The 25885-nt window shown below is 65.4% G+C and carries 26 protein-coding genes and 1 pseudogene; 4 read left to right on the top strand and 23 right to left on the bottom strand.

Translation table 11 applies throughout. The features are described 5' to 3' along the window. Positions 1-28 precede the first annotated feature (28 nt). The 7 genes and pseudogenes from ACSQ24_RS07310 to miaA form a co-directional block, all read right to left on the bottom strand. Positions 29-781 (bottom strand): molybdate ABC transporter substrate-binding protein, encoded by a 753-nt coding sequence (locus tag ACSQ24_RS07310; protein ID WP_436094044.1) that lies wholly within the window; start codon positions 779-781, stop codon positions 29-31. A 123-nt stretch (positions 782-904) separates the two neighbouring features. Next, positions 905-1006 (bottom strand): annotated as a pseudogene (locus ACSQ24_RS07305) (IS5/IS1182 family transposase); the annotation flags it as partial. Between the two features lie 92 nt (positions 1007-1098). Then, entirely contained in the window at positions 1099-1635 is a 537-nt protein-coding gene (gene ilvN, locus ACSQ24_RS07300) for an acetolactate synthase small subunit (protein WP_436094043.1), read from the bottom strand. After that, a complete protein-coding gene (locus tag ACSQ24_RS07295) occupies positions 1632-2345 on the bottom strand; it encodes a glutathione S-transferase family protein (protein WP_436094042.1) in 714 nt (237 codons plus the stop codon). The genes ilvN and ACSQ24_RS07295 overlap by 4 nt, the downstream gene beginning before the upstream one ends. Positions 2346-2448: 103 nt before the next feature. Further along, a complete protein-coding gene (locus ACSQ24_RS07290) occupies positions 2449-3156 on the bottom strand; it encodes an aspartate/glutamate racemase family protein (protein ID WP_436094041.1) in 708 nt (235 codons plus the stop codon). 141 nt (positions 3157-3297) lie between these two features. Beyond that, entirely contained in the window at positions 3298-5061 is a 1764-nt protein-coding gene (locus tag ACSQ24_RS07285; RefSeq protein WP_436094040.1) for an acetolactate synthase 3 large subunit, read from the bottom strand. A gap of 455 nt (positions 5062-5516) precedes the next feature. Beyond that, positions 5517-6494: a tRNA (adenosine(37)-N6)-dimethylallyltransferase MiaA gene (gene miaA / locus ACSQ24_RS07280; protein WP_436094039.1), complete on the bottom strand. Its 978-nt coding sequence runs from the start codon at positions 6492-6494 to the stop codon at positions 5517-5519. Between miaA and serB the strand changes: the two genes are divergently transcribed. After that, entirely contained in the window at positions 6462-7352 is an 891-nt protein-coding gene (gene serB, locus ACSQ24_RS07275) for a phosphoserine phosphatase SerB (RefSeq protein WP_436094038.1), read from the top strand. The two genes, miaA and serB, sit on opposite strands and share 33 nt — an antisense overlap. A 222-nt stretch (positions 7353-7574) precedes the next feature. Here serB and ACSQ24_RS07270 read toward each other — a convergent pair whose 3' ends face one another. The 10 genes from ACSQ24_RS07270 to ACSQ24_RS07225 all read right to left on the bottom strand — a co-directional run bounded on the left by ACSQ24_RS07270 (position 7575) and on the right by ACSQ24_RS07225 (position 14755). Beyond that, positions 7575-7916, bottom strand: coding sequence for a DHCW motif cupin fold protein (locus ACSQ24_RS07270; RefSeq protein ID WP_436094037.1), 342 nt, complete (start codon positions 7914-7916; stop codon positions 7575-7577). A gap of 141 nt (positions 7917-8057) precedes the next feature. Then, positions 8058-9599, bottom strand: a complete 1542-nt coding sequence (locus ACSQ24_RS07265) for a Do family serine endopeptidase (protein WP_436094036.1) — start codon at positions 9597-9599, stop codon at positions 8058-8060. A 156-nt stretch (positions 9600-9755) separates the two neighbouring features. Further along, positions 9756-9941: a DUF2065 domain-containing protein gene (locus ACSQ24_RS07260; protein WP_129157134.1), complete on the bottom strand. Its 186-nt coding sequence runs from the start codon at positions 9939-9941 to the stop codon at positions 9756-9758. A gap of 136 nt (positions 9942-10077) precedes the next feature. Continuing rightward, a complete protein-coding gene (hflC, locus tag ACSQ24_RS07255; RefSeq protein WP_436094035.1) occupies positions 10078-11004 on the bottom strand; it encodes a protease modulator HflC in 927 nt (308 codons plus the stop codon). Beyond that, entirely contained in the window at positions 11001-12167 is a 1167-nt protein-coding gene (gene hflK, locus ACSQ24_RS07250) for an FtsH protease activity modulator HflK (protein ID WP_436094034.1), read from the bottom strand. Before hflK ends, hflC begins: the two co-directional genes overlap by 4 nt. Positions 12168-12360: 193 nt before the next feature. Continuing rightward, positions 12361-12669 (bottom strand): HigA family addiction module antitoxin, encoded by a 309-nt coding sequence (locus ACSQ24_RS07245; RefSeq protein ID WP_436094033.1) that lies wholly within the window; start codon positions 12667-12669, stop codon positions 12361-12363. Between the two features lie 17 nt (positions 12670-12686). Next, positions 12687-12983, bottom strand: coding sequence for a type II toxin-antitoxin system RelE/ParE family toxin (locus ACSQ24_RS07240; protein ID WP_436094032.1), 297 nt, complete (start codon positions 12981-12983; stop codon positions 12687-12689). Between the two features lie 151 nt (positions 12984-13134). Beyond that, positions 13135-13662 carry a dihydrofolate reductase gene (locus tag ACSQ24_RS07235; RefSeq protein WP_436094031.1) on the bottom strand — a complete coding sequence of 176 codons (528 nt, stop codon included), beginning with the start codon at positions 13660-13662 and terminating at the stop codon, positions 13135-13137. A gap of 4 nt (positions 13663-13666) precedes the next feature. Next, positions 13667-14149 carry an N-acetyltransferase family protein gene (locus ACSQ24_RS07230; RefSeq protein ID WP_436094030.1) on the bottom strand — a complete coding sequence of 161 codons (483 nt, stop codon included), beginning with the start codon at positions 14147-14149 and terminating at the stop codon, positions 13667-13669. A gap of 237 nt (positions 14150-14386) precedes the next feature. Beyond that, the gene (locus ACSQ24_RS07225) at positions 14387-14755 is read right to left on the bottom strand and encodes a DsrE family protein (protein ID WP_436094029.1); all 369 of its coding nucleotides are present in this window, start codon (positions 14753-14755) and stop codon (positions 14387-14389) included. Between the two features lie 69 nt (positions 14756-14824). Between ACSQ24_RS07225 and ACSQ24_RS07220 the strand changes: the two genes are divergently transcribed. Continuing rightward, positions 14825-15841: a cupin domain-containing protein gene (locus ACSQ24_RS07220; protein ID WP_436097840.1), complete on the top strand. Its 1017-nt coding sequence runs from the start codon at positions 14825-14827 to the stop codon at positions 15839-15841. Here the strand turns inward: ACSQ24_RS07220 and ACSQ24_RS07215 are convergent. Genes ACSQ24_RS07215 through cyoA form a run of 5 tightly spaced genes read right to left on the bottom strand, consistent with a single transcriptional unit; the run spans position 15813 to position 20685 of the window. Then, positions 15813-16553, bottom strand: coding sequence for an SURF1 family protein (locus ACSQ24_RS07215; protein ID WP_436094028.1), 741 nt, complete (start codon positions 16551-16553; stop codon positions 15813-15815). The two genes, ACSQ24_RS07220 and ACSQ24_RS07215, sit on opposite strands and share 29 nt — an antisense overlap. A gap of 10 nt (positions 16554-16563) precedes the next feature. Beyond that, positions 16564-16941, bottom strand: a complete 378-nt coding sequence (cyoD, locus tag ACSQ24_RS07210; protein ID WP_436094027.1) for a cytochrome o ubiquinol oxidase subunit IV — start codon at positions 16939-16941, stop codon at positions 16564-16566. Then, positions 16938-17567 (bottom strand): cytochrome o ubiquinol oxidase subunit III, encoded by a 630-nt coding sequence (gene cyoC, locus ACSQ24_RS07205; RefSeq protein ID WP_436094026.1) that lies wholly within the window; start codon positions 17565-17567, stop codon positions 16938-16940. Before cyoC ends, cyoD begins: the two co-directional genes overlap by 4 nt. A gap of 9 nt (positions 17568-17576) precedes the next feature. Then, a complete protein-coding gene (gene cyoB, locus ACSQ24_RS07200; RefSeq protein ID WP_436094025.1) occupies positions 17577-19577 on the bottom strand; it encodes a cytochrome o ubiquinol oxidase subunit I in 2001 nt (666 codons plus the stop codon). Between the two features lie 25 nt (positions 19578-19602). After that, positions 19603-20685: a ubiquinol oxidase subunit II gene (cyoA, locus tag ACSQ24_RS07195; RefSeq protein WP_436094024.1), complete on the bottom strand. Its 1083-nt coding sequence runs from the start codon at positions 20683-20685 to the stop codon at positions 19603-19605. A gap of 183 nt (positions 20686-20868) precedes the next feature. Here cyoA and ACSQ24_RS07190 point away from each other — a divergent pair, with 183 nt between their 5' ends. After that, positions 20869-22194, top strand: coding sequence for an MFS transporter (locus tag ACSQ24_RS07190; RefSeq protein ID WP_436094023.1), 1326 nt, complete (start codon positions 20869-20871; stop codon positions 22192-22194). Between the two features lie 270 nt (positions 22195-22464). On the opposite strand, the gene ACSQ24_RS07185 is transcribed toward ACSQ24_RS07190, so the two are convergent. Next, entirely contained in the window at positions 22465-23460 is a 996-nt protein-coding gene (locus ACSQ24_RS07185; protein WP_436094022.1) for a helix-turn-helix transcriptional regulator, read from the bottom strand. 198 nt (positions 23461-23658) lie between these two features. On the opposite strand from ACSQ24_RS07185, the gene ACSQ24_RS07180 reads away from it, so the two are divergent. After that, complete coding sequence (locus ACSQ24_RS07180; protein WP_436094021.1) at positions 23659-25881, top strand: TonB-dependent siderophore receptor; 2223 nt, start codon at positions 23659-23661, stop codon at positions 25879-25881. The last annotated feature ends 4 nt before the right edge of the window (positions 25882-25885 follow it).

Here is a 25885-nt window from a genome sequence, read left to right as displayed (position 1 = left end):
GGATCAGCGGCAGTAGAGCGCTGTCGCGCTACTCAAAGCCTTTGGCTCGCATGGCTGCAACTGCTGATGGCGAGGCGATGAATTCCATCAGCCCCTTGGCCTCGGCGACCCGTGGCGTTCCTTGCATGACCCCCGCGGCGAAGTGCAGGTAATTCTGGACCTCGGTGGGCAGCGGCCCGACCAGATCGACCCCAGGGGATGCCAAAATGACGGTAATCTGCGAGAGCCCAAGTTCCACCTCACCGGATGCAACCGCTGCCTCGGCTCCGCTTGGGCCGAAATGCTTTGTTTTCGGCTTCAAGTCCGCGGCGATCCCAAGGCGCTCGAACAACTGGGACAAGTAGATACCGCCCGGAGCTCCGCTGGCTGGGTCGATATAGGCGACGGACTTCGATGCGACTAGCGCTCGCTTGAAACTGTCGACCGACCCAATATCCGGCTTCGATACACCCTTACGCGACAGAACGCCCATCCCGACCTTCGCGACGTCACGCGCCGTTCCCACCTCGAGCTTGTTCTGCTGCTGCAATCTTGTGAGAGCGTCCGGGGTCATGATGACAAGATCTGCCGCATCGCTCGCCTGCAAACGATCTAATAGCTGTGGCGGCGTGCCATAGGTGATGGTGACCTTGTGTCCTGAGGACTGCTCGTATTGCGGCACCAACTCGGACAGGGCGCTGCGTAGCGGCGGTAGGCTTAGGACGCGAATCTCGGCTGCCTCCGCGATGCGCGGGACGATGAACAGCGCCATGCCAATAAAGGCGGCCGAAACCCGATGCATCTTGCTCTCCAGGCTACGACTTCACGAAGCGGAATATCCACGATCTACGTGCCAGAAGCGGATGCACCAAAAAGCAATGTTAGCTCAAACCGCTCATCTTGTCTCGCAGCGACGAAGCGAGCTTCAGATGCAGCAGCTGACGGTTGCGGCGGGGCGGACGGCGGCGAGGAGATTGGTGGCGAAGCGGTCGTAGCATGTTGCGACCCGGCGGAAGTCCTTCAGCCGACAGCCGCAGCTCCGGAATCCATCGAAGAGTGTCGCGCTTTACGATGGATTCCGGCGCTCCGGCCGGAATGACGAAGGGTTTCCGCAATCAACTACATCGCCTCCGGGCCGCGGCTCATCGCCGCGATACCGGTGCGCGAGACCTCGGTGAGCCCGACCACCGTCATCAGCTTGATGAAGCGCTCGACCTCTTCGGTCGCCCCGGTGAGCTCGAAGACGAAGGAGGTCAGCGTCGCATCAAGCGTGCGCGCGCCAAAGGCGGCGGCGAGCCGCATCGCCTCGACGCGATGGTCGCCCTTGCCGACGACCTTGAGCAGGCAGAGCTCGCGCTCCAGCGCCTCGCCCTGCAGGGTCAGGTCGACGACGCGGTGGACCGGCACCAGCCGGTCGAGATGCGCCTTGATCTGGTCGATGACATTGGCGGTGCCCGAGGTGACGACAGTGATGCGGGAGAGGTGCTTCTCGTGCTCGGTCTCCGAGACGGTGAGACTCTCGATGTTGTAGCCGCGGCCGGAGAACAGCCCAGCGATGCGGGCGAGAACGCCCGGCTCGTTGTCGACGATCACCGCCAGGGTGTGGCGGGCGATCGGCTGGGCTGTCGGGGCGCTCGGATAGTGCGTCGTGTTCATCGCTGGGCCTTGCTGCGGCTGAGATTTGGGCGGAAATCGGTCAGGACGGGTTCGTCGACCTCGTCCTCGGATACGATCCAGGGCTCGGCCAGCGCGGCCTCGCGCCAGGCCTGGAAGCCGGGCGTGCCCTGTACGGTCTCGACATAGGCGGCGCTGACAGGATCGAGCGCGACCGAATAGGTGGTGAAGCGGCTGGCCACCGGCGCGAACATCGCGTCGGCCGCGCTGAACTCGCCGAACAGGAACGGGCCGCCGGCGCCGAAGCGCTGCCTTGCATCGCGCCAGATCTCGCCGATGCGGGCGATATCGGCCGCCACCGCCGGGCCGCGATCGCGCGCCGGGTGCACCCAGGCGAGGTTCATCGGGCAGGCGCCGCGCAGGGCGGTGAAGCTGGAGTGCATTTCCGCCGAAATCGACCGCGCCAGGGCCCGCGCCGCCGGATCGCGCGGCCAGATCGGCAGCTCGGGATGCGTCTCGGCGAGATATTCGATGATGGCGATCGAATCCCAGACCGCGATCACGCCGTCGACCAGCGACGGAACCTTGCGGGCGGGCGTGTACTCGGCAACGGCGCGCTTCCAGTCCGGATCGTCCATGGTCGGCCCGAAGGGGATCAGGATCTCCTGGAAGGGGATGCCGAACTCACTCAGCACCAGCCAGGGCCGCAGCGACCAGGAGGAATGGGTCTTGTTGGCGATGATCAGCTTCATGGCGCGCTCCATCCGTCGAAGGGAGCGCGGACGCTATCGGCACGCCCCGCGACGATCCCGCGCCTTTTCGTGATCTCACTCATGACGTCAGGCAATCGGCAGGTCACGCCGCCTGCTCCATCGCCAGCGTGAAGTCGAGCGCCGCCTCGACATGCAGCGCAGTGGTGTCGAAAACCGGCAGCTCGAAATCCGTCTGCGAGAGCAGGAGCCCGATCTCGGTACAGCCGAGGATGACGCCGTCGGCGCCCTCCTCCCGCGCCGCCCTGGCGACGATCTCGCGATAGCGCGCCTTGGAGGCCGCCTCGACGCGGCCCTGGCAGAGCTCCTCATAGATGATGCGGTGGACGTCTGCCCGTTCCGCCTCGTCCGGCACCAGCGCCTCGACGCCGAAGGCGCCGAGCCGGTCGCGATAGAAGCGCTGCTCCATGGTGAAGCGCGTCGCCAGCAGCAGCGGCCGACGGCTCGCACTCTTGCGGATCGCCTTGGCGGTGACGTCGGCGAGATGCAGGAAGGGCAGGTTCGTCGCCTGGGTGATGTGGTCGGCGAGCTTGTGCATGGTGTTGGTGGCCAGAACGATGCAGACCGCCCCGCCCTGCTCGAGCCGACGCGCACTCGCCGCCATCGCCGCCCCCGCACGGTCCCAGTCACCCTTCGCCTGCATCTCGGCGATCGACGAGAAGTCGACCGAGTGCAGCAGGACATCGGCCGAGTGCAGCCCGCCCTGGCGCGCCCGCACGCCCTCGTTCAGCAGCCGGTAATAGACCGCCGTCGATTCCCAGCTCATTCCGCCGATCAGGCCGATGGTCGCCATGTGATCCCCCAACTCATTACCGCCGGGTCATCCCGGGCGAGCGCTGCTCGACCCGGGATCCATTCCTGAACGGTTCCGGCATGGATCCCGGATCAGCGCCGCTTCGCGGCTTGTCCGGGATGACGCGTACCAGGCTTGGGCTCAAACGAGCTGCTTGCCCTTGGCGTCGATGATCTCGCCGGTATCGCCTTCGAAATCGGGCAGGATCATCTCGTTATGCGCCTTGCCCGACGGGATCATCGGGAAGCAGTTCTCTTCCTTCGCCACCAGGCAGTCGAAGATCACCGGTCCGGGCGTCTCGATCATCTGCATGATCGCAGCATCGAGATCGGCAGGATCAGAGCAGCGGATGCCGTGCCCGCCATAGGCCTCCGCCAGCTTGACGAAGTCCGGCAGCGAGGCCGAGTAGCTCTCCGAATAGCGCCCGCCATGCAGCAGTTCCTGCCACTGGCGCACCATGCCCATGTACTCGTTGTTGAGGATGAAGACCTTGACCGGCAGCCGGTACTGCACCGCCGTCGACATCTCCTGCATGTTCATCAGGATCGAAGCCTCGCCGGCAACGTCGATGACGAGCGCGTCGCGGTGCTTCATCTGCACGCCGATCGCCGCCGGCAGGCCGTAGCCCATGGTGCCGAGCCCACCCGAGGTCATCCAGCGGTTCGGCTCCTGGAAGCGCAGGTATTGCGCCGCCCACATCTGGTGCTGGCCTACTTCGGTGGTGAAGTAGGTGTTGCGGTCCTTGGTCAACTCGTAGAGCCGCTCGATCGCATATTGCGGCTTGATCACCGAGCCGGACTGCTTGTAGCCGAGGCTGTTCCGCGCCCGCCAGCCGTCGATCTGCGTCCACCAGGCGGTGAGCGCGGTCTTGTCTATCTGCGGCGAGGTCTCGCGCCAGATCCGGACCATGTCTTCGAGCACATGGGCGCAGTCGCCGATGATGCCGATATCGACCTTGACGTTCTTGTTGATCGAGGACGGATCGATGTCGATGTGGATCTTCTTCGAGCGCGGTGAGAAGGCGTCGAGCCGGCCGGTGATGCGGTCGTCGAAGCGCGCGCCGATATTGATCATGACGTCGCAGTCATGCATGGCGAGGTTGGCCTCGTAGGTGCCGTGCATGCCGAGCATGCCGAGCCACTGCCTGTCGGCGGCCGGGAAGGCGCCCAGCCCCATCAGCGTCGAGGTCACCGGATAGCCGGTCAGCCGCGCCAGTTCCCGCAGCAGCGCCGAGGCGTGCGGGCCGGCATTGATGACGCCGCCGCCGGTGTAGAACACCGGCTTCTTCGCCTTGGCGATGAGCTCGACCGCGGCCTTGATCTTGTTCAGGTCACCCTTGACCACCGGCCGATAGGTCTTGTGCTGGTTGTCACGCGGGCGGCTATAGGCGCCGGTCGCGAACTGGATGTCCTTGGGCACGTCGATCACGACCGGGCCCGGCCGGCCATTGGCGGCAACGTAGAAGGCCTCGTGCAGGATGCGCGGCAGGTCGGCTATGCTCTTCACCAGATAGTTGTGCTTGGTGCATGAGCGGGTGATGCCGACCGTGTCGCATTCCTGGAAGGCGTCAGAGCCGATCAGATGCGTCGGAACCTGGCCGGTGATGACGACGAGCGGGATCGAGTCGAGCAGCGCATCGGTCAGGCCGGTGACCGCATTGGTCGCGCCAGGGCCGGAGGTGACGAGCACGCAGCCGACCTTGCCCGGCGCCGAACGGGCATAGCCCTCGGCGGCATGGACAGCGCCCTGCTCGTGGCGGACGAGCACGTGCTTGACCCTGTCCTGCTGGAAGATCGCGTCATAGATCGGCAGTACGGCGCCGCCGGGATAGCCGAAGAGATGCTCCACACCCTGGTCCTGGAGGGCGCGAACGACCATCTCGGCACCGGTCATCATCTCGCTCATAACGGTCTCCTACGGAGGTCTTGGTCAGTTTCGATCGGAAAAAGGCAATAAAAAAGGCCCTCGGAGGGGCCTGGGCGTGCGCTGGCGTCGGGGACGCCCGGTTGTTAAACCGGCCCCTACCAGCGCACCTGTACGATAATAAGCTTGCGCATGTCGCAGCCCTGTCGAAACGAAAGTTGCCGGACGCTAGCCGAGCAACGCCGCATGGTCAAGCGGGATCAGAGCCGGCGCACGACGATCACTTGAAGGCTGCGCACTCTCGGTACGAAGCCGCGACCTGTCCTCTCCCCCCTTGTGGGGGAGAGTTAGAGAGGGGGGTTATGCCACCCTCGACATGGGCCCAACTTGGCGCGGAGAGGACTGCGGATGCGATCCCCCCTCCCAACCCTCCCCCACAAGGGGGGAGGGCTCCCGCGCCCTACAGACGAAGGCAGCTCCCAGGCGAAGCGAATAGCTCAGTCCGCATTTGGAGCGCGACAAGCCGCGAGCGCCACGCCGAGCGCAGCCTCCGGCGCAGCCGCCGTCCAGCCTTCCATCTGATGGCGGAACCAGGTCATCTGCCGCTTGGCGTAGGCCCGGGTATCGGCCTTGCCGCGTACCACTGCCTCGTCCAGCGAAAGCCCGCCGTCGAGATAGGCGATCAGCCCCGGCACACCATGGGCGCGCATCACCGGCAGCAGCGGGTCGAGCCGGCGCTCGCGCAAGGCCGCGACTTCGGCGAGCGCACCCTGAGCCATCATCGCATCGAGACGCTCATCGATCCGGGCACGGACCAGCTCCCGCTCCGGCGCGAGGAAAAGCTTGAGCAGCTCTCGCCCCGCCAGTGGTCCCGGTCGCCGCGCCCCCTGGAAGCTCGCCAGCGAGCGGCCGGTCGCCTGCAATACCTCCAGCGCCCGCATCACTCGCAGGCGATCGCTCGGCCGCAGGCGCGCCGCCATCCCCGGATCCTTGCCGGCGAGTTCGGCATGCAGCGCGCCGGTCTCGCGCTCCGCCGCCCAGGCCCGGAACGCGGTCCGAACCTCCTCCGGCACGGGCGGAATCTCCGAGAGCCCCTCGGTCAGCGCCTTGAAGTAGAGCCCGGTGCCGCCAACCAGCACAGGCAAGGCGCCCTGCCCCGTCAGTTCCTGCAGCAGCGTCGTGACCTCGGCCGCATAGGCCGCAGCAGAATGGTTCACGGCGCCGTCGATGTGACCATAGAGCCGGTGCGGCACCTCGCCCATCTCCGCCAGCGTCGGCCGCGCCGTGATTATCGAGAGATCGCGGTAGACCTGCATCGAGTCGGCATTGACCACGACGCCGCCGAAACGCTGCGCCAGCGTGACCGCCAGCGCCGACTTGCCGCTCGCGGTCGGACCTGCGATGAGCACCGCGCTGTATTTCACTTCGCTTCCGGCTCCCTCATGACGCTCGTCGCCACCTTCGTCTCCGCCCATGGTCAGGCCCTGCTGGGCGATGCGCTGCTCGCCCGCCTGCGCGCCGCCTCGCCCGCCCCGGCCCGGATCGAGCGGCTCGACGGCGAGGTCGCGGCCGACCTCTTCGCGGAAGCAGGCGATGCGCGCAAGCTCGAAGCGGCGCTGCGCCCCGCGCTCGACGGCGCACCCGTCGACATCATCGTCCAGTCTGCGCAAACGCGCCGCAAGCGCCTGTTCCTCGCCGACATGGATTCCACCATGATCGGCCAGGAATGCATCGACGAGCTCGCCGCCTATGTCGGCCTGAAGGAGAAGGTCTCTGACATCACCGAACGCGCCATGCGCGGCGAGCTCGAATTCGAGCCGGCACTGCGCGAGCGCGTCGCGCTGCTCAAGGGAATCGCGCTCGACGTGGTCGACGAGATCATCGCCAAGAGCATCACGCTGACGCCGGGTGGCAGCGCGCTGGTGCGCACGATGCGCGCCAATGGCGGCTACACGGCCTTGGTCTCGGGCGGATTCACCGTCTTCACTGGCCCGATCAGCGCAACGATCGGCTTCGACGAGCACCGCTCCAATATCCTGCTCAGCGAAGGCACCCTGCTCTCAGGGTCCGTCGCCGAGCCGATCCTCGGCAAGCAGGCCAAGCTCGACGCCCTGATCGAGTTGCGCGCCCGCTTCGCCCTGCCGCATGAGGCGACGCTGGCTGTCGGCGACGGCGCCAACGATCTCGCCATGCTGGGCGAGGCCGGGCTCGGCGTCGCCTTCCGTGCCAAGCCGGCGGTCGCGGCTGCGGCCGATGCCCGCCTCGACCATGCCGACCTCACCGCTTTGCTCTACGCCCAGGGCTATCGCGGCGACGAGATCGTCAGGGACTGACGATCAGTCGACCAGGGCAATCGCTTGAAAGCGATTCTCGCACTATGCGGCGGCTCAAGCCCTCCCCCCGCTTGCGGTGGGGAGGGTTGGGTGGGGGGCAGCGCCGCTCGGCACCACATCGAAAAACAGACGCGCCCTGCTTTGCGGCCCCCCATCCCTAACCCTTCCCCACCGCAAGCGGGGGGAAGGGGACGCGCATAACCTTCAAGGCGATTGCACTGCTCAGTCCACGATGAACAGCCGCGCGCCCTTTGGCGCGCGCGAGCGGTGCGGCTCCGCGTTATCGGCAACCTGATAGCTCATCCCGGCCCGCAGCAGCATGACCCGGCCGTCAGCCAGCGTCGTCTCGAGCTCGCCGTCGAGGCAGAGCAGGATGTGCCCCTTCTCGCACCAATGGTCCGAGACATAGCCCGCCGAGTATTCGACCATCCTGACGCGGATCGGATTATCCGCCGGCCCGAAGCGCCGTGTGCGCCAGGTCGCCTGGCCCTCTTCGCCGGGAAAATGCTCCGGCTCGACGGAAGACCAGTCGGTCGTGCCGAAGGGAATGTCGCTGATCCGCATTGGACGCCTCTTTGATTGGGTCCGGAACCTTGTCGGAGCGGTGACCGCGCTTCCAACGCAAAAATCTGATGGCGCCGATCAGCGCCAAGAAAAAAGGCGGCCCGGAGGCCGCCTTTTCGTTGATCAATCGATGAGGAGCGGTCAGCTCATCGTCACCGCGACGAAGCGGACTTCGCCCTGGCCGTTCGAGACGAGCAGGAGGGCCGACTTCTTGCCCTCCTTCTTGAGGGCGTCGAGCCGCTTGGTGACCTCCTCGGGCGAATTCACCGCCTCCTGGCCGACCTCGACCACGAGTTCGCCGACGAGGATGCGCTTGTCGGCGGCGTTCGAGTTGCTGTCGACCTTGGTGATGACGACGCCCTTCAGCCCGTCCTTGATCGAGTAGCGCTTGCGCAGCTCCTCGGTCTGGGCCGAGAATTCGAGGCCGAGCGCCGAGGCGGTCGCCGGCTTGGCAGCCTCGCCCGTCGGCTTGTTCGCCGAGGCCGGCTGGACCTTCTCGCCATCCTCGAGCCGGGCGAGCTTGACCGTCTTGGCGAGCTCCTTGCCCTTGCGGACGACCTGGATCGGCACATCCTTGCCGACCGCGGTGCCGGCGACGATGCGTGGCAGCTCGCGCGAATCCTTCACGTCCTTGCCGTCGAACTTGACGATCACGTCACCGATTTCGAGGCCGGCCGGCTTGGCCGGGCCCTTCTCGTCGATGCCAGCGATCAGCGCGCCGCGCGCCGTACCGAGGCCGAGCGCTTCCGCCGTGGCCTCGTCGACGTTCTGGATGCGCACGCCGAGCCAGCCGCGACGGGTCTCGCCGAACTCACGCAGCTGGTCGACGATGTTGGTCGCGAGCGACGATGGCACAGCAAAGCCGATACCGACCGAGCCGCCGGTCGGCGACAGGATCGCAGTGTTGATGCCGATCACCTCGCCGGCCATGTTGAACAGCGGGCCGCCCGAATTGCCCTTGTTGATGGCCGCGTCGGTCTGGATGTAGGTGTCGTACGGGCCCTGGTTGATGTCGCGGTTGCGGGCCGAAACGATGCCCGACGAAACCGAGCCGCCGAGGCCGAACGGATTGCCGATCGCCATGACGGGGTCGCCGATACGCGCCTTGTCAGAATCGCCGAACTTGACGAAGGGCAGCGGCTTGTCGTGCTTCACCCGCAGCACGGCGAGGTCGACCTTGGTGTCCTTGCCGACGACCTCGGCCTTGAGGCGCAGGCCATCGCTGAACACCACGGTGATCTCGTTGGCGTCGCCGATGACGTGGTTGTTGGTCACCACAAGGCCGGACGGATCGATCACGAAGCCCGAGCCGGCCGATTGCGAACGGCGCTGCTGCGGCGGCTGTTGCGGCTGGTTCTGACCCTGTTCGCCGCCACGGCCGCGGCGGTTGAAGAATTCCTCGAACAGGTCGCCGAACGGGGTGTCGGGGCCGAGCTGCGGCAGTTGCGGCAGGGTGCGGCCGCGGTTCTCGCTGGTCGTCACCGCTGCGATGTTGACCACCGCCGGCATCACCCGCTCGGCGAGATCGGCCAGCGAGATGGTGGTGCCATGGACCTGCGGCACGGCCTGGACAGGCCCGGGCGCCGGCGTCGCCTGGCTGAATGCGGGCACCGTTGCGAAGGCCATGCCGGCGACAGTCGCGACCCGCGCCAGACGGTAGGCATGGGAATGTGTAAATGCCATCGATGTCCTCATGATCATGAGCTGCCGCGCCAAGTGATCGGCTTGACGGCATTGCAGCGCAGCCGGAATCCGAACGCAACTTAAGAACGCCAAAATGCGGCGGAAGGGCGACGCAAGATTGCGTCATAACGTCGTGATCGCCCGAAAAAGGTCCAGTCAGCCTCTCGCCAGCCAGACCAGCCCGACACCGACGACCGCCGAGACGATGCCGATCAGGCGCATCCGCTCAGCGGGCGTCTCGGAGGCGCTGCGCAGCGCCTCCTTGGCGATCTCGGGAATCGACGCGAAGAGCAGTCCCTCGATGGCGAAGACCAGGCCGAGCGCCGCGAGGAAATCTGTCATGCGCAGCGCTCGGTCCTAGATCACGATGATTTTGGATCGATTCGATCCAAAATCATAAAACGTGATCGATTCTAAGGGCTTAGAGCAGGGGTTCAGCGAAAAACCGGTTCCCACTTTTTCGCATCCTGCTCTAGGATCAGGGCTTGGGCGCGGCCGGCGTCGCCGGGGCCGCGCTGGTTCCCGCGCCGGCCCGTCGGCCGGACGGATCGTTGAAGAAGCGGAAGAACGGCGAATCCGGCGTCAGCAGCATGCGCGTGTCGCCGGACTTCAGGCTCGCCTCATAGGCCTGCATCGAGCGGTAGAAGGCGAAGAACTCCGGATCCTTGCCGAAGCCCTCGGCGAAGATGCGGTTGCGCTCGCCCTCGCCCTGACCGCGGGTCTCGTCGGATTTCCGCTGCGCCTCGGCGACGATGATGATCGCGTCGCGCTCGGCCTTTGCCCGGATCTCCTGCGACTGCTGGCCGCCGAGCGCGCGCGCTTCTGCCGCCTCGCGTTGGCGTTCGGTCTGCATGCGCTGGAACACCGCCTGCGAGTTGGCCGCCGGCAGGTCGACACGGCGCAAGCGGACGTCGACCACGGTCATGCCGAAACGGCCCGCCTCGCGGTTCACCTCGTCGCGGATGCGGTTCATCAGCCGCGAGCGATCATTGCGGACCATCGACGTGAACGTCGCCTCGGCGAGAACCGAGCGGACATTACCATTGACGATCGAGGCGAGCTGCGAATTCGCCCGCGGGATGTTGTTGACCGCCTGGTAGAAGCGCAGCGGATCGGAGATCCGGTAACGCGTGAAGGCGTCGACCACGAGACGCTTCTGGTCCGAGGCGATGATCTCCTGCGACGGCAGGTCGAGATCGAGGATGCGGTTGTCGAGGAAGACGACCTGCTCGAACGGTGCCGGCAGCTTGAGATAGAGCCCCGGCGCGGTCGCGACGGTCCTGACCGCGCCGAAGCGCAGCACAATGGCGGAGTCCGTCTGCCTGACGACGAAGGTGCAGGCATAGAAGACGACCGCGGCGATGGCGACGATCGCCAGCAGACCTACACGAAGGAAGCCGTTCATCGCACAGCTCCCTGGGTCTGGCCGGCCGGACGGCGCTGCTGCTGCCCGAGCTCGCCGAGCGGCAGATAGGGCACGACACCGCTGCCGGAGCCGTTCTGGTCGAGGATCACCTTGTCCATGCCACCGAAGACGCGTTCCATGGTTTCGAGGAAGAGCCGCTCGCGCGTGACGGCGGGGGCGTTCTTGTACTGCTCATAGACCGAGTTGAAGCGGCTGATCTGGCCGAGCGCCTCGTTGACCGTCTGGTCCTTGTAAGCCTCTGCCGACTGGAGGAGCTGCGCGGCCTTACCACGCGATTCCGGCACGACGCGGTTGGCGTAAGTCTCCGCCTCGTTGCGCAGGCGCTCCTGGTCGGCGCGCGCCGCCTGAACGTCGCGGAAGGCATCGATGACCTGCTGCGGCGGATCGACCTTCTGGAGCTGGACGAGGTTGATCTGGACGCCGGCCCGGTAGGTGTTCAGCGTGTCCTGCATCAGCTGACGCACTTCGGTCTCGATCACGCCGCGATCGGTGGTCAGCACCGGCTGAATGTTGCGCCGGCCGATGATCTCGCGCATCGCGCTCTCCGCAACGGCCTTCACCGTGCCCGGCGGATCCTGGATGTTGAAGACATAGTTCTCGGGCGCGCCCGCATCGATCTTCCACTGCACGATCACATCGATGTCGACGATGTTCTCGTCACCGGTCAGCATCAGGCTTTCCTCGGTGACATCGGTCTGGCGCGAGGCGCGCACCGACTCGACGGTACGGAAGCCGACTTCGGTGGTGATGACGTTCGTCACCTGCGGCTTGACCACGCTGCCGATCGGATAGGGCCAGTTGTAGTTCAGGCCTTCGCCGGTCTTGCCGATGTATTTCCCGAAGACGAGATTGAGACCGACCTCGTTCGGGCGGACGATGTACCAGCCGGTCATGAACCAGATGAAGATCAGGAACAGGACGCCGATGATCAGGCCGGGCCCGCCAAGATTGCCGCCGGGCAGGAAATTCTTGAGCCGGTCCTGACCGCGCCGGATGATCTCCTCGAGATCCGGTGGTGTGTTGCCGCCGGACGGACCGCCGCCCCAGGGACCACCGCCATTGCCGCCGCCACCGCGCTGACCCCAGGGGCCACCGCCGCCGCCGCTTCCGCCGCTTCCACCGCTCTGGTTACTCCAAGGCATGCCTCAGCCGTTCCTCACTCTTCGCTTTCAACCGTGCATAGCTGAACGGCAGAACGCTGTCAGCGCCATCAGGCGCAATGCGCGTTGAATTGGGCATCGGCCACGGATTCGTCAACGACGCAAGCCCCCTTGGTCTTAGACCGTTCGTCGCAGTTCGCGGTTTGACGGCTCAGGAGGTCCGCTCGAAGGTCGCTCAGGCGGCATTCGGCAAAGGACGTGCGCGCTCTACCCGTTGTCGCTGTTCGGGCGTGTTCATCACCGCCCAGAGATCACTACGCCGCTGCACATTCAGCCAGAAGTCCGGGCTGTTGCCGAAGACGCGCGCCAAGATCAGCGCCGTTGCCGCCGTGACGTTCCTGCGGTCGCCGCACAGTTCGTTAACGTGCTTGCGCTGAACGCCCATCGCCTCGGCCAGGGCCGCCTGGGTCAGGCCCATCGGCTGCATGAATTCTTCCGACAGGATTTCGCCGATGGTCGCCGGCTTGCGCTTGGTTGTCAGCATGATCGCCTCGCCTTGCCTCATCGATAGCTGTGATCGTCCAGATAAAGCTCACCCGCCTCGCCCCGCTCACCATCCCAACGGAAAATGAGTCGCCATTGCTGGTTGACCCGGATCGAGTGAAGCCCGGCCAGATTGCCGCGCAGTTTCTCGAAATGATTGCTGGGCGGCACACGCAGATCCCGATCGTTTACAGCATCGTCAATCATCTGGAGCTTGCGAAATAAGCGGGCCTCGAGCTCGGGCGGAATATTGCGAGAGCGGACGTCCTCCACGAAAAAGAGCCGCAGCCATTCATCGCGAAAGCCGATGATCATTCCGCCACTCCAGCGCGGCCCCTATGTACCACCCTATGGCTCAATCAGCAAGAAGTAGGAGGCAGGTACGAAGCTTTCGCCGCATCGGCTGTCGAAAAATCTTAGCCCTCAACCCGCTAGAAATAGCAGCTTTGTTCCAGATCAAGGCTGCTCAGAAGGGCGCTTGTCTCTGCCGCTCGAAGGTCGCGAACGCGAACGAAAACTCGTCGTCCGCGCTGGCCGGATGCTCGCTGCGGGCGCTCTCGCGGAAGGCCGTGCGGTCGAAATTGGGGAAGACCGCATCGCCCTCCGGACGGGCGTGGACGAAGGTCAACTCCAGCCGGTCAGCGACCGGCAGCGCCTGCGCATAGACCTCGCCACCGCCGGCGACGATCACGGCACGCGCGCCCATCGCTTGGCCGAGCCCCTGAGCCGTTGCGAGCGCCTGATCCAGCGACGGCACGACATAGACGCCTTCAGGCTGGAAGTCCGGTTCGCGCGAGAGCACGACGGTCTGGCGCCCCGGCAGCGGCTTGCCGATCGACAGGAAGGTCTTGCGCCCCATGATGATTGGGCAGCCCATGGTCAATTCGCGGAAGCGGCGCATGTCGGTCTTGAGCCGCCAGATCAGCTGGTTGTCGCGGCCGATCACGCCGTTCTCGGCGAGCGCTGCGATCAGGACGACGGGAAGCTTCGCCACCGGCTCAGCTCCCGGCCGCGAGCTTGCGCAGAGCCTCGCCGTCGACCCGTTTCACGGTCCATTCGCTCTGCGCCACCGCGCCGATCGAGCGGTAGAACACCCGCGACGGCTCGTTCCAGTTCAGCACCCACCAGGCGAAGCGCGACAGGCCCTCGTCGACGCAGCGCTTCGCCAGTCGCACCATCAGCCCTTTGCCGATACCACGGCCGCGATGCTCGGGCCGGACATAAAGGTCTTCCAGCCAGATGCCGTGGCGGCCGGTGAAGGTCGAATAAGTGTAGAACCAGATCGCGACACCGGCCGGGGCGCCGTCCCATTCGGCGATGTCGCAGAACACCTTCGGCTCCGGGGCGAACAGGGCCGCCGCCATGTCGGCCTCATTGGCCTCGACCTCGTGTAGCAGCTTCTCATACTCCGCGAGCTCGCGGACGAAGGCGAGGACGAGGCCGGCTTCGTCGGGCCGGGCGGGGCGGATCGTCATGGACATGGGAGAGCACTGCCGGAAGCCGAAAACCACGGGCCCCGTATAGGAGGCGACAGCGATGCCGGCAACGCGGCTGTCATACCGGCCGCGCGAATCCCGAAGTTTCGCGTGGAGCCTTGTCTGGCAATTCTACGCAATACGTTTCGAGTAGTCCGCGACGGCCGCCCGGGGGGCGGTCAAGTGGACCACCCCCCTTTCGGCCAGGCAGCACGACGGGACGAGCCGGGCGGAAGGACAGCTTCAGAACGACAGCGTCGCAGCGCCTTCCTTGATCTCCGCATGCATTGCGCTGGCGCCGACGATCACGACGCCATCCAGCAGGTCGGCCTGCTCATAGCCGCGCGATTTCACGCAAGGCGGGCAAGCCCAGATCGTCCCGCCGCGCTGCTGGAAATCCGCGATCAGCGCGGCCAGCGGCTCCAGCGGCGCGGCCTGCGTCATGCTCTGACCACCCTTGCGGACGAGATCGATCGCCGTGCTGGTCAGGAAGATCGAAACCTTCAGCCCGGCGGTGAGGCCGCCATTGGCGATCGTGAAGGCAACGGAAGACAGTTCGGATTCGATGCCTTTGGTGATCAGGACAACGAGTTTGTCAGTCGGATTGCGCATTGTATCCTCGGGTTCTCGGATAGACTGCACGCTTCGTAGGAGCAGGTTGGACCGACGTCTTTGGCCGGAATGCCGAAAGCCTTGCCCGAAAATCCGACCGGCAGCAGCGGCTCCGCCGGCGACGATGCCCTGTCGTCCCTGCTGGGGACGATCAGATTGTCCGGCTCGCTCCAGTTCTGCTTCATGCCGACCGGTTCCTGGCAGACCGACGCCGCGCCGTCACTGGCGCAGCTCTCGGCCGATGCGAGCGGCACCATGCCGTTTCACGTCGTCGCGGAAGGCAGCTGCTGGCTCGAGCTGGACGGTGTGCGAACCGCGCTCGAAACAGGGGATGTGATCGTTTTCCCCTTCGGCAGCGGCCATCAGCTCGGCGCCGGCGAGAATGGCAGGCTGGTCACCCCAACACAGGACCTGCCGCAAAAGCCCTGGCGCGATATCCCCATCCTTCGCTATGGCGACGAAGCCCGGCGCGTGCGGCTGCTCTGCGGCTATCTGCAATGCGATGCTCTGAGCTTCCTGCCCCTCAGGCAATCCCTACCGAAGCTGATCCATACGCGCACGCAAGGCGCGAACGATGCGGACTGGCTGCGGGCGACGATCCGGCAGATGGTTGCCGAGGTCGATCGGCCACGGGCCGGCGGCATCGCGATGCTGCCGAGGCTGACCGAGATCGCCTTCATCGAAATTCTGCGCCATCAGATTTTGATGGCCCCTCCCGCCGCGACGGGCTGGTTCGCAGCGCTCGCCGATCCTCGGCTGTCGCGCTGCCTGGCTCTCATTCACGATGATCCGAAGCAGGATTGGTCCCTGAAGAGGCTGTCTGCCGCATCGGCCGCATCGCGCAGTACGCTGGCAGAACGTTTCCGCATGACCCTCAACACCTCGCCGATGCGATACTTACGCGATTGGCGCCTCCATCTGGCCAGCGTGGCGCTGGGCACCTCGGGGCAAGCGATCGCGGTAGTGGCGCATGCGGCCGGCTACGACACCGAGGCGGCGTTCAATCGCGCCTTCACGCGAGCCTATGGCAAACCGCCCGCCGCTTGGCGCAAAGCGCTCAAGGCGCCTCCTCCGGTATGCCCCTGACCAAATAAGCTGCGGCCCCGCCGCTCATCAGTGCCAGGCAAAACCAGGTCAGCGCGTAGACCAGATGGGTGTTGCGGAAGCTGACCTGGGTCATGCCGCCTTGCGGCAGCGGTCCGGGCTCCGTGGCCGCATCGGCATCGACGAAATAGGGCGCGACCTCACCCAGCCCCCGCGCCTGCGCGATCGCCGTCACATCGCGCGAATACCAGCGGCCGGCTGCGGGATCGTTGGCGCGCAGGAAGCCACCGTCCGGCTCGCTCAGCCGCAGCAGCCCGACCACCCTCGCCTCTTCGCCGGCGACCTTGCGCCGGTCCACCGCGGCGCGCTGTCCTTCCGGCACGAAGCCGCGATTGACGAGGACTGTGAAGCCGGCATCCACCCGGAACGGCGCCAGCACCCAGAAACCGGGGCCGCGCTCCGTCACCGCCATCGTCAGCGTCTCAGGAGTGTCGAGATAGCGCCCCTGCAGGACGACGCGGCGATATTCATCCGCTGCGACGCTGATCCCGTCCCATTGCGCCGGTCCTGGCGCAGCAACCGGCGGGGCCGTAAGGCGCTGCTCGACGCGGGCGATCAGGTCGAGCTTCCAGCCCAGCCGCAGGAGCTGCCAGATGCCGAGGCCGGCGAAGACCAGGGTGGCAAGGCCGAGCCCGGCGATGAAAATCACCCGTGCGACACCGCCGTGTCGTCGCTTCTCCGCGCCAGGCGACACGGCGCAGGACTCACATCTTGTGCAGGTCGGGCATCATGTTGGCGTTGAGGTGGAACATCACCCAGAGCGAGCCTGTGAGCGCGATCGCCACGATGACGATCGTGAAGATCAGCGCCAGCATCGTCCAGCCGCCCTCCGAGCGGCCGTTCATGTGCAGGAAATAGACCATATGGACAACGATCTGCGCGGCGGCGAAGAGCATGATCACGATCGCCGTCAGCGTCGAGTTCGCCAGCACGTCGTTCATGACGAGCCAGAACGGGATCGCGGTCAGGACGACGGAGAGCAGGAAGCCGGTGACGTAGCCGCGCAGGCTGCCATGCGCCGCGCCATGGGCGTCGTGCCCGTCATGATGGCTGGCTTGGGCCTCGGCGTGGTTCTGGCTCATTTCAGCACGCCCATCAGGTAGACGAAGGTGAAGACGCCGATCCAGACGACGTCGAGGAAGTGCCAGAACATCGAGAGGCACATCAGCCGGCGCTTATTGGCCTCGATCAGTCCGTGCTTCGACACCTGCGTCATTAGCACCGCGAGCCAGATCAGGCCGAAGGTGACGTGCAGCCCGTGCGTGCCGACCAGCGTGAAGAAGGAGGACAGGAAGGCGCTGCGCATCGGCGTAGCGCCTTCATGGATCAGGTGGGCGAATTCGTAGAGCTCGATCCCGAGGAAGGCGAGGCCGAAGAGGGCGGTGACCACGAGCCAGCCCTGCATCGCCGCCTGCCGGCCCTTGTCCATCGCCAGCATGGCAAAGCCATAGGTGATCGAGGAGAAGAGCAGCATCGCGGTGTTGACCGCCACGAGCTTCAGGTCGAACAGGTCGGCGCCGGATGGCCCCGCCGCGTAATTGCGCCCCAGCACGCCATAGGTCGCGAAGAGGACTGCGAAGACCAGGCAGTCGCTCATCAGATAGAGCCAGAAGCCGAGCATGGTCGAGCCGCCGGGGTGCGCGTGCTCCTCCTCGGTGACGTAGAACGCCGGAACGCCGTTCGCGGTCTGCGCTGTCGCCTTAGCCATCATCGCCCCTCAGGCCCGGCCCAGAAGCCGGGTGCGAGCGTCTTCCGCCCGCACAACCTCGTCGGCCGGGATGTGGAAGTCGCGGTCGTAGTTGAAGGTGTGGATGATCACAGCTGCGAGCACGCCGACGAAGGAAAGCGCCGCCAGCCACCAGACATACCAGATCAAGGCGAAGCCGCAGATCGTCGCCAACCCGGCGATGATCAGGCCGGCGCCGGTGTTCCTGGGCATGTGGATCGGCCGGTAGCCCGTGAGCGGGCGCTGGTAGCCGCGCTTCTTCATGTCGGCCCAGCTGTCGAGGTCATGTGCGATCGGCGTGAAGGCGAAGTTGTAGGCCGGCGGCGGCGAGGAGGTCGACCATTCCAGCGTGCGCCCGTCCCACGGGTCGCCGGTCGTATCGCGCAATTGCTCGCGGCGCAGGATGCTGACGCCGATCTGGATCAGGAAGCACAGGATGCCGAGCGCGATCAGTACCGCTCCAACAGCCGCGACCACGAACCAGATCTGCAGCGAGGGATCCTCGAAGCGGCTGAGGCGCCGTGTCACGCCCATCAGGCCGAGGATGTAGAGCGGCATGAAGGCGACGTAGAAGCCGACCACCCAGAACCAGAAGGAGAGATGGCCCCAGAACGGATCGAGCTTGAAGCCGAAGGCCTTGGGGAACCAGTAGGCGATGCCGGCGAAGACGCCGAAGACCACGCCGCCGATGATGACATTGTGGAAATGGGCGATCAGGAACAGGCTGTTGTGCAGCACGAAGTCGGCCGGTGGCACCGCGAGCATGACGCCGGTCATGCCGCCGATGACGAAGGTCAGCATGAAGGCGATGAGCCACATCATCGGCAACTCGAAGCGGATGCGGCCGCGATACATCGTGAACAGCCAGTTGAAGATCTTCGCTCCCGTCGGGATCGAGATGATCATCGTCGTGATGCCGAAGAAGGAGTTCACGCTGGCGCCCGAGCCCATCGTGAAGAAATGGTGCAGCCAGACCAGGTAGGACAGGATGGTGATGACCACCGTCGCATAGACCATCGAGGCGTAGCCGAAGAGGCGCTTGCCGCAGAAGGTCGAGGCCACCTCGGAATAGACGCCGAAGATCGGCAGGATCAGGATGTAGACCTCCGGATGGCCCCAGATCCAGATCAGGTTCACGTACATCATCGGGTTGCCGCCGAGATCGTTCGTGAAGAAGTTGGTGCCGACATAGCGGTCGAGCGTCAGAAGCGCGAGTGTCGCCGCCAGGATCGGGAAGGTCGCGACGATCAGCACGTTGGTGCACAGCGCCGTCCAGGTGAAGATCGGCATCTTCATCAGATCCATGCCGGGCGCGCGCATCTTGACGATGGTCGCGATCAGGTTGACGCCCGATAGCGTCGTGCCGATGCCTGCGATCTGCAGCGCCCAGAGGTAGTAGTCCATGCCCACCCCGGGCGAGTAGGCGGCCCCCGACAGCGGTGGATAGGCGAGCCAGCCGACTTTGGCGAACTCGCCGATGAACAGCGAGGCCATCACCAAGACGGCGCCGCCGACCGTCATCCAGAAGCTGAAATTATTGAGGAAGGGAAAGGCGACATCGCGCGCGCCGATCTGCAGCGGCACGACATAGTTCATCAGTCCTGTGACGAAGGGCATCGCCACGAAGAAGATCATGATCACGCCATGGGCGGTGAAGATCTGGTCGTAATGATGCGGCGGCAGGTAGCCCTCATTGCCGGCGAAGGCGATCGCCTGCTGGCCGCGCATCATCAGCGCATCGGCAAAGCCGCGCAGCAGCATGATCACGCCGAGGATCATGTACATGATCCCGATCTTCTTGTGGTCCACGCTGGTGAACCACTCGTGCCAGAGATAGCCCCAGAGCTTGAACCGGGTGATCAGCGCGACGAGCGCGAGCCCGCCGAGCACGACGGCCGCGAAGGTCGCGATCAGAATCGGCTCGTGATAGGGGATCGCCTCTAAGGTGAAGCGTCCGAAGATGAGCTTCCACCAGTCGGGATAGGAGGTCATGCTTTCCTCGGCTCGCGGATGCGGCTCAATTGACGGCGCGGGCGGATAGGCCCGCAGCGCCGTAGACATCGGTCGGCGTGCAGATCGCCGTCACGAACGGGCGCGGCGGCAGTGGCTGACCGCCGCGGCGCACGCTCTTGTCGTATTCGAGCGCGACGACGGTATGGATACCCTCCTTGCCGCCGCCGCCCTTGGCGTCCATCGCCATCATGTCGCGCATGCACATCTTGGTGCGGTCGACGCACATGTTCAGGATGGCGGTGAAGAGATCCGACGGGATGTCGCGGAAATAGCGGACCGGCTCGCGCTCGCTCGGCCGCTCCAGCACGAGATATTCGTCGCGCCCGAGCGCGCTGCCGCCACGGATCGCGCCCTGCACCCACTCGCCGAAGGCCTTGTCGTCGACGCCGCGGAAGCGGAAGCGCATGTCGGAGAAGCCGGCGCCGCTGTAGTTGGCGGAGAAGCCCTCGAACTCGCCGGGATGGTTGATCACGGCGTTGAGCTTCGTCTGCATACCTGGCATGGCGTAGATCTGGCCGGCAAGCGCCGGGATGAAGAGCGAGTTCATCACCGAGGACGAGGTGATGCGGAACTCGATCGGCTGGTCGACCGGCGCCACCACCTCGTTGAGCGAGGCGATGCCCTGCGCCGGGTAGAGGAAGAGCCACTTCCAGTCGAGCGCCACGACCTGGATCACCATCGGCTGCTTCAGCGGATTGGGCTCGCCCACCTTGGCCGTAACGGCCGGCTTGGCTGCGCTGATCCGTCCGAGCTTCCGATACGGATCGAGCAGATGCGTGCCCATCCAGGTCATCGCGCCGAGGACGACGATAATCAGCAGCGGCACCGACCAGATCACCACCTCGAGCGGCAGCGAATGGTTCCAGTCCGGATCGTAGCTCGCCTTGGCCGAGGCGCGGTAGCGCCAGGCGAAGAAGATCGTCAGCGCCATCACCGGGATGATGACGAGCAGCATCAGCGCGACGGAGGCGAGCATGAGATTGCGTTGCTGCAGCGCAACATCGCCCGACGGCGAGAGCAGCACCATCTGGCACCCGCCGAGCAGGGCGAGGATCGGTAAAACCGCTAAAAGCCGAAAGATCCGCAAGAGACTTAAGACCTCCCTATCGGGGAACAGCCGTTGTCTATGTCCATTCTTTCGCACCGCACATAAGACAATCTGTCTCATTGCGGCAGTTTGACGGGTCGCTTCTATCCACCGTATCCATTTGCACGAGGTGCGGGCAAGCCCGGTTCTCCGGCACGCCCGCCAGCTTAGGAATTCGCGGTCATGAGCGCTGACGCGGCGAGCCACTCACCGGGACACGTGGTCGACGAGCACGGGCGGGACCATGTTTCCCCCGCCGACATCGCACTCGGCGTCATCATCGGGCGAACGTCAGAATATTTCGACTTCTTCGTCTTCGGCCTCGGCTGCGTGCTGGTCTTCCCCGAGCTGGTCTTCCCGTTCGTCGACCGGCTCACCGGCACGCTCTACAGCTTCGGCATCTTCGCGCTGGCTTTCGTCACGCGCCCGATCGGCTCCGTGCTGTTCTTCTCGATCGACCGCAATTATGGCCGGGCGACCAAGCTCACCGTCGCGCTCTTCCTGCTCGGCGGCTCGACCGCGGCCATCGCCTTCCTGCCAGGCTACCAGACGATCGGCATCTGGTCCTGCGTCATCCTCGCCGCTTTCCGCCTGCTGCAGGGCATCGCACTCGGCGGCGCCTGGGACGGCCTGTCCTCGCTGCTGGCGCTGAATGCTCCCGCCAACCGGCGCGGCTGGTACGCCATGCTTCCGCAGCTCGGCGCGCCCTTCGGCTTCATCCTCGCCGCCGGGCTGTTCGCCTATTTCGAGGGCGCGCTCTCGAAGGAGGATTTCCTCGGCTGGGGCTGGCGCTATCCCTTCTTCGTCGCGCTGACGATCAACGTCGTCGCGCTGTTCGCCCGTCTGCGCATGGTCGCGACCCATGAATTCGCAGAGCTGATGGAAACGCGCGAGCTGGTGCCGACGCCGGTATCGGAGCTCATCCGCGCCCATGGCCGCACGATCATCCTCGGCGCCTTCGTGCCGCTGGCGAGCTTCGCGCTCTTCCACCTCGTCACCATCTTCCCGGTCAGCTGGATCAATCTCTTCACCGACCGCTCGGTCTCCGAGTTCCTGCTGGTGCAGTCCGCCGGCGGTGTCGTCGGAGCCGGTGCGATCGTCACCTCCGGCTTGATCGCCGACCAGATCGGGCGCCGCAACACGCTGCTGCTCTCCGGCGGAATGATCGCGCTCTTCAGCCTGTCGAGCGTCGTCGCCCCGCTGCTTTTCGGCGACAGCCTGGCCGGGCAGACGATCTACGTCATCATCGGCTTCGGACTGCTCGGCCTGTCCTACGGCCAGACCGCCGGCGCAGTCGCAGGCAGCTTCGGCACGCAGTACCGCTACACCGGCGCGGCGCTGACCTCAGACCTCGCCTGGCTGCTCGGCGCGGGCTTTGCCCCGCTGGTGGCGCTGACGGTGTCGAGCACGTTCGGCCTCGCCTGGGTCGGCATCTACCTGCTCTCCGGCGCGCTCTGCACGCTCGCGGCGCTGGCGATCGATCGGCGGTCGGAAGCACGCTACGAGTGAGCCGGCCACACCACGACCCCGACCTGAAGCGGGCACCGGTCACGTTGATACTGTCGCCCTCGATCAGCGCGCGTGCTCGACCAGGCGGGCACGCTGCAGGAAAGCGTGATCGGCGAGTCGAACTGATCGCCAAAGCCGGCAAAGACATCGGCGGTAGTGTCGTTGATAGGAAGGAGATCGGGCTGCTCGAGGCATAGGTCCCAGGTCGCGAATGTCGAGCCGGCGGCAACGACGTAGCGATCAAGCAAGGACGCATCCGGAGCTGAGCGCTCAATCCAGTCTCAACTTGCCGGGAGCAACGCCGAAGACTTTGCGAAAAGCCGTGGAGAAATTGGCGGCGCTGGCATAGCCGGCGATGTGGGCGGCTTCGGCGATCGTCACCCCTTGATATTGCAAGGCGTTGCGCGCCCGGTTGAGCCTGAGGTCCTTGACATAGCTATAGATCGTCGTGCCGAAGGCGAGGCGGAAATCGCGCTGCAGGCTGCGGATGCTGACCCCGAAGCGCGAGGCAATCTCGTCGATGGGTACGCCGACCGCCTCGTCGGATTCGATGAAGCGTTTCAGTGCCTCCAGCCGGTCGAGATCGCGCCGGCGCAGTGAATAAGCCTCGTTCGGCTTGATCCCGGCGATCGAACGCAACGCTTCGGCGCTCGCCTCGATCGCCCGGCTGGTCAGAAGAAGGGTATGGAGCAGTGGCTCGAATTGCGGCGGGCGCAGGATCTGCTCGGCGAGCGCGATCTGGCGTGCTGTCAGCGGCCAGGCGCCATAGCTCACGGGCTGCTGCGACAGCCGCGCATAGGCCGCCGAGGCGCCAAGCCCGTCCTCGGCGTGGTGTGCGAGCCACTCCGCCGTCAGCACGACGATCGCCGCGCGCAGATGGCAGCCCTGCCGGGCGAAGCGCTTGAAATGCTCCGGCTGCTGCAGGGCGAGGAAGGCGCCCTGCGGCTGGCCGTTGTTGGCGTCCGGGCCGATGCAGATCTTTTCGTCGCCGACCAGCATCGAGACCTCGCCGCCGAGCACGAAGGAGAAGCTGATCGAAGGCGGCATCGTGATGTCGGCGGAGAAATCGGCCAGATCGAGCACATCGACGGTATGGACCGAAAGCCCAGGCGCCAGCTCAGTATAGGCGAGCCGGCCGCGATGCAACTGGTCATGCACCAGCCTGCGGTTGTCGGTGATGCGGAAGTCGCCGCCGAGGCCGTCTGCCAGAGTCTTCAGATCGGCATGGCCGAGCGAGCGGCGGATCGGATTGGACTGTCGCGGCAAAGGGCTCCCCGAAGCTCGTGCCTGGTGACCGCAATGGCAGTTTGCGTGCCCAACTTGTCAAGGATTTCATCCCAGTTTGAAAATAGTCGAAAGTGAACAGTTTTGGCGATGCAATAGTCGCTTTTGCAAATACATCGGCCATGGAGACGGGCGTAACGCCGTGTTCTATCGCTCTGGACAACCCAGAGCCGAAGATCCATGCGAAACCTGTTCCTCTCCGACACCGCCTTGACCTGCTGGCTCGGCGCCGTCGCCTCTCTGGTCTTCGCTGGCGGGCCAGTCCAGGCACAGACGGCAGAGCCGATCGATCTGCCAGCGATCGTCGTGCAGGGCGAGACGGCGACCTCGCCGGTGCACGGCTATGTGGCGAGGCGCAGCGCGACCGCCACCAAGACCGACACCCCGATCATCGAGACACCGCAATCGGTCAGCGTCGTCACGCGCGACCAGATCGAGGCGCAGGGGGCAAGGGGGGTCGGCGAGGCCTTGCGCTACACAGCCGGCGTGGTGCCCGAATGGCGTGGAGTTGCAGGCGGCAATTTTGGCGCTGCAATCGGCAGTGTCATGATCCGCGGCTACGGCGTCGACGGCTATTGGGACGGCCTCAAGATCCCTGCGATCGGCACCTATGGCGCCCCTGCACCCGATCTCTATCTGATGGAGCGCGTCGACGTCCTGAAGGGGCCGTCCTCGGTGCTGTTCGGTCAGGCGGCTCCCGGCGGTGTGCTCAATCTCGTCAGCAAGCGGCCGACGGATCAGCCCTTGCGCGAGGTCACTGCGAGCATCGACAGCAATGGCCGTGCCTTCACCGGCTTCGACATCGGCGGCCCGGTCGATCCGCAGGGGCAATGGTCCTACCGAGTCACCGGTCTGGGCGTAACCGGCGAAACGCAAGTCGACCATACCCGCGAGGGGCGTTTCGCCATCGCGCCGTCGATCACATGGCGGCCGAGCTCCGACACGAGCCTGACCGTGCTCGGCAGCTACCAGCACGATCCTGAAATCGGTTATTATGATGCGCTGCCGGCGATCGGCACCGCCGTGCGCAACCCGCTTGGGCGCATCCCCAAGGGCTTCTATGCCGGCGAGCCGGGCTTCGACCGCTTCGACCGGACATACGCGTCGCTCGCCTATCTGTTCGAGCACCGCTTCAACGAGGTTCTGACCATCCGGCAGAACCTGCGCTATGTCCGTTCCGAGTTCTCCTGGGACGCCGTCCAGGTCTCGGCGCTCGCCGCCAACCGGCGCACGGTCAACCGCTATGCCCTGATGAACCGGGCGGAGGGTTACGGCCTCTCGCTCGACAATCAGGCCGAGCTCAACTTCGACACCGGCCCGCTCAAGCACAAGCTGCTGATGGGCCTCGACTATCTGCGTTCCGACTTCAAGAATGCGATGGCGAACGGCACCGCCGGCCCGATCGACCTGTTCGCGCCGGTCTATGGCACCGGCACGATCCGCTTTCCGGCGACGCCGCAGACCAACACCTCGCAGGCCTCCGAACAATTCGGCTTCTATGCGCAGGATCAGATTCGCCTGGGCAACCTGATCGGCCTGTTCGGCGGTCGCTTCGACCGGGCCGAGAGCGATACGCTGAACCGCAACAACGGCGTCATCACGCGCCAGTCCGACCATGCCTTCACCGGCCGGGCCGCGCTGCTCTATCTCTTCGACAATGGGCTCGCGCCCTATGTCAGCTACGCTGAATCCTTCCAGCCGACGAGCGGCACCGATTTCTTCGGCGCGCCCTTCAAGCCGCGCACCGGCCAGCAATGGGAAGCCGGTATCAAGTACCAGCCGGCCGGCTTCCGCGGCCTGTTCACGCTCGCCGCCTTCGACATCACCGAGCAGAACCGCACCACGCTCGACCTCGCCCATACTTGTGGCGCGACCGGCAATGCGCGCGGCTGCGGCAACTTCAACATCCAGATCGGCGAGGCGCGATCGCGCGGCGTCGAGGCCGAGGCCAAGGTCGAGATCACGCCAGAGTTCAATCTGATCGCCGCCTATACCTATCTCGATGCCCGCGTCAGGCGCAGCGACGGCGGCGACCAGGGCATGCGCCTGACCAATTCGCCGCGCCACAGCGCCTCGGCCTGGCTCGACTACTCGTTCCGCAGCGGGCCGCTGGCCGGCTTCGGCCTCGGCGCCGGTGTCCGCCATGTCGGCGCCTCCCCGGCGAATACGCTGACCACGCTGAACTATTTCGAGGCGCCAGCGGCGACGCTGGTCGATGCGGCGCTGCGCTATGATTTCGGCGTGTCGATGCCGCAGCTCGCCGGGCTGCAGCTGAAGGTCAATGTCCAGAACCTGCTCGACAAGGCCTATGCCGCGAGCTGCGGCGGCACCAGCCTCGACGCCGGCTACTGCTTTGGCGGCCAACGCCGGACGGTGACCGCCAGCCTGACCTATCGGTGGTGAGCGA

It is taken from the genome of Allobosea sp. LjRoot237 (assembly GCF_964253285.1).
In the GTDB taxonomy this organism is placed as follows: domain Bacteria; phylum Pseudomonadota; class Alphaproteobacteria; order Rhizobiales; family Beijerinckiaceae; genus Allobosea.
This window is presented reverse-complemented; position numbering and strand designations above follow the sequence as displayed.

Excerpts from the sequence above, each read along its gene's own strand:
- ACSQ24_RS07290 (WP_436094041.1), bottom strand. The coding sequence starts at position 3,156 with ATGGCGACCATCGGCCTGATCGGCGGAATGAGCTGGGAATCGACGGCG.
- serB (WP_436094038.1), top strand. The coding sequence starts at position 6,462 with ATGACGCTCGTCGCCACCTTCGTCTCCGCCCATGGTCAGGCCCTGCTG.
- ACSQ24_RS07285 (WP_436094040.1), bottom strand. The coding sequence starts at position 5,061 with ATGAGCGAGATGATGACCGGTGCCGAGATGGTCGTTCGCGCCCTCCAG.
- ACSQ24_RS07245 (WP_436094033.1), bottom strand. The coding sequence starts at position 12,669 with ATGCTGACAACCAAGCGCAAGCCGGCGACCATCGGCGAAATCCTGTCG.
- ACSQ24_RS07240 (WP_436094032.1), bottom strand. The coding sequence starts at position 12,983 with ATGATCATCGGCTTTCGCGATGAATGGCTGCGGCTCTTTTTCGTGGAG.
- ACSQ24_RS07270 (WP_436094037.1), bottom strand. The coding sequence starts at position 7,916 with ATGCGGATCAGCGACATTCCCTTCGGCACGACCGACTGGTCTTCCGTC.
- cyoC (WP_436094026.1), bottom strand. The coding sequence starts at position 17,567 with ATGGCTAAGGCGACAGCGCAGACCGCGAACGGCGTTCCGGCGTTCTAC.
- ACSQ24_RS07190 (WP_436094023.1), top strand. The coding sequence starts at position 20,869 with ATGAGCGCTGACGCGGCGAGCCACTCACCGGGACACGTGGTCGACGAG.
- ACSQ24_RS07225 (WP_436094029.1), bottom strand. The coding sequence starts at position 14,755 with ATGCGCAATCCGACTGACAAACTCGTTGTCCTGATCACCAAAGGCATC.
- cyoD (WP_436094027.1), bottom strand. The coding sequence starts at position 16,941 with ATGAGCCAGAACCACGCCGAGGCCCAAGCCAGCCATCATGACGGGCAC.
- ilvN (WP_436094043.1), bottom strand. The coding sequence starts at position 1,635 with ATGAACACGACGCACTATCCGAGCGCCCCGACAGCCCAGCCGATCGCC.
- cyoB (WP_436094025.1), bottom strand. The coding sequence starts at position 19,577 with ATGACCTCCTATCCCGACTGGTGGAAGCTCATCTTCGGACGCTTCACC.
- ACSQ24_RS07220 (WP_436097840.1), top strand. The coding sequence starts at position 14,825 with ATGCCGAAAGCCTTGCCCGAAAATCCGACCGGCAGCAGCGGCTCCGCC.
- ACSQ24_RS07310 (WP_436094044.1), bottom strand. The coding sequence starts at position 781 with ATGCATCGGGTTTCGGCCGCCTTTATTGGCATGGCGCTGTTCATCGTC.
- ACSQ24_RS07265 (WP_436094036.1), bottom strand. The coding sequence starts at position 9,599 with ATGGCATTTACACATTCCCATGCCTACCGTCTGGCGCGGGTCGCGACT.
- miaA (WP_436094039.1), bottom strand. The coding sequence starts at position 6,494 with ATGGGCGGAGACGAAGGTGGCGACGAGCGTCATGAGGGAGCCGGAAGC.
- ACSQ24_RS07180 (WP_436094021.1), top strand. The coding sequence starts at position 23,659 with ATGCGAAACCTGTTCCTCTCCGACACCGCCTTGACCTGCTGGCTCGGC.
- ACSQ24_RS07295 (WP_436094042.1), bottom strand. The coding sequence starts at position 2,345 with ATGAAGCTGATCATCGCCAACAAGACCCATTCCTCCTGGTCGCTGCGG.
- ACSQ24_RS07260 (WP_129157134.1), bottom strand. The coding sequence starts at position 9,941 with ATGACAGATTTCCTCGCGGCGCTCGGCCTGGTCTTCGCCATCGAGGGA.
- ACSQ24_RS07230 (WP_436094030.1), bottom strand. The coding sequence starts at position 14,149 with ATGTCCATGACGATCCGCCCCGCCCGGCCCGACGAAGCCGGCCTCGTC.
- hflK (WP_436094034.1), bottom strand. The coding sequence starts at position 12,167 with ATGCCTTGGAGTAACCAGAGCGGTGGAAGCGGCGGAAGCGGCGGCGGC.
- hflC (WP_436094035.1), bottom strand. The coding sequence starts at position 11,004 with ATGAACGGCTTCCTTCGTGTAGGTCTGCTGGCGATCGTCGCCATCGCC.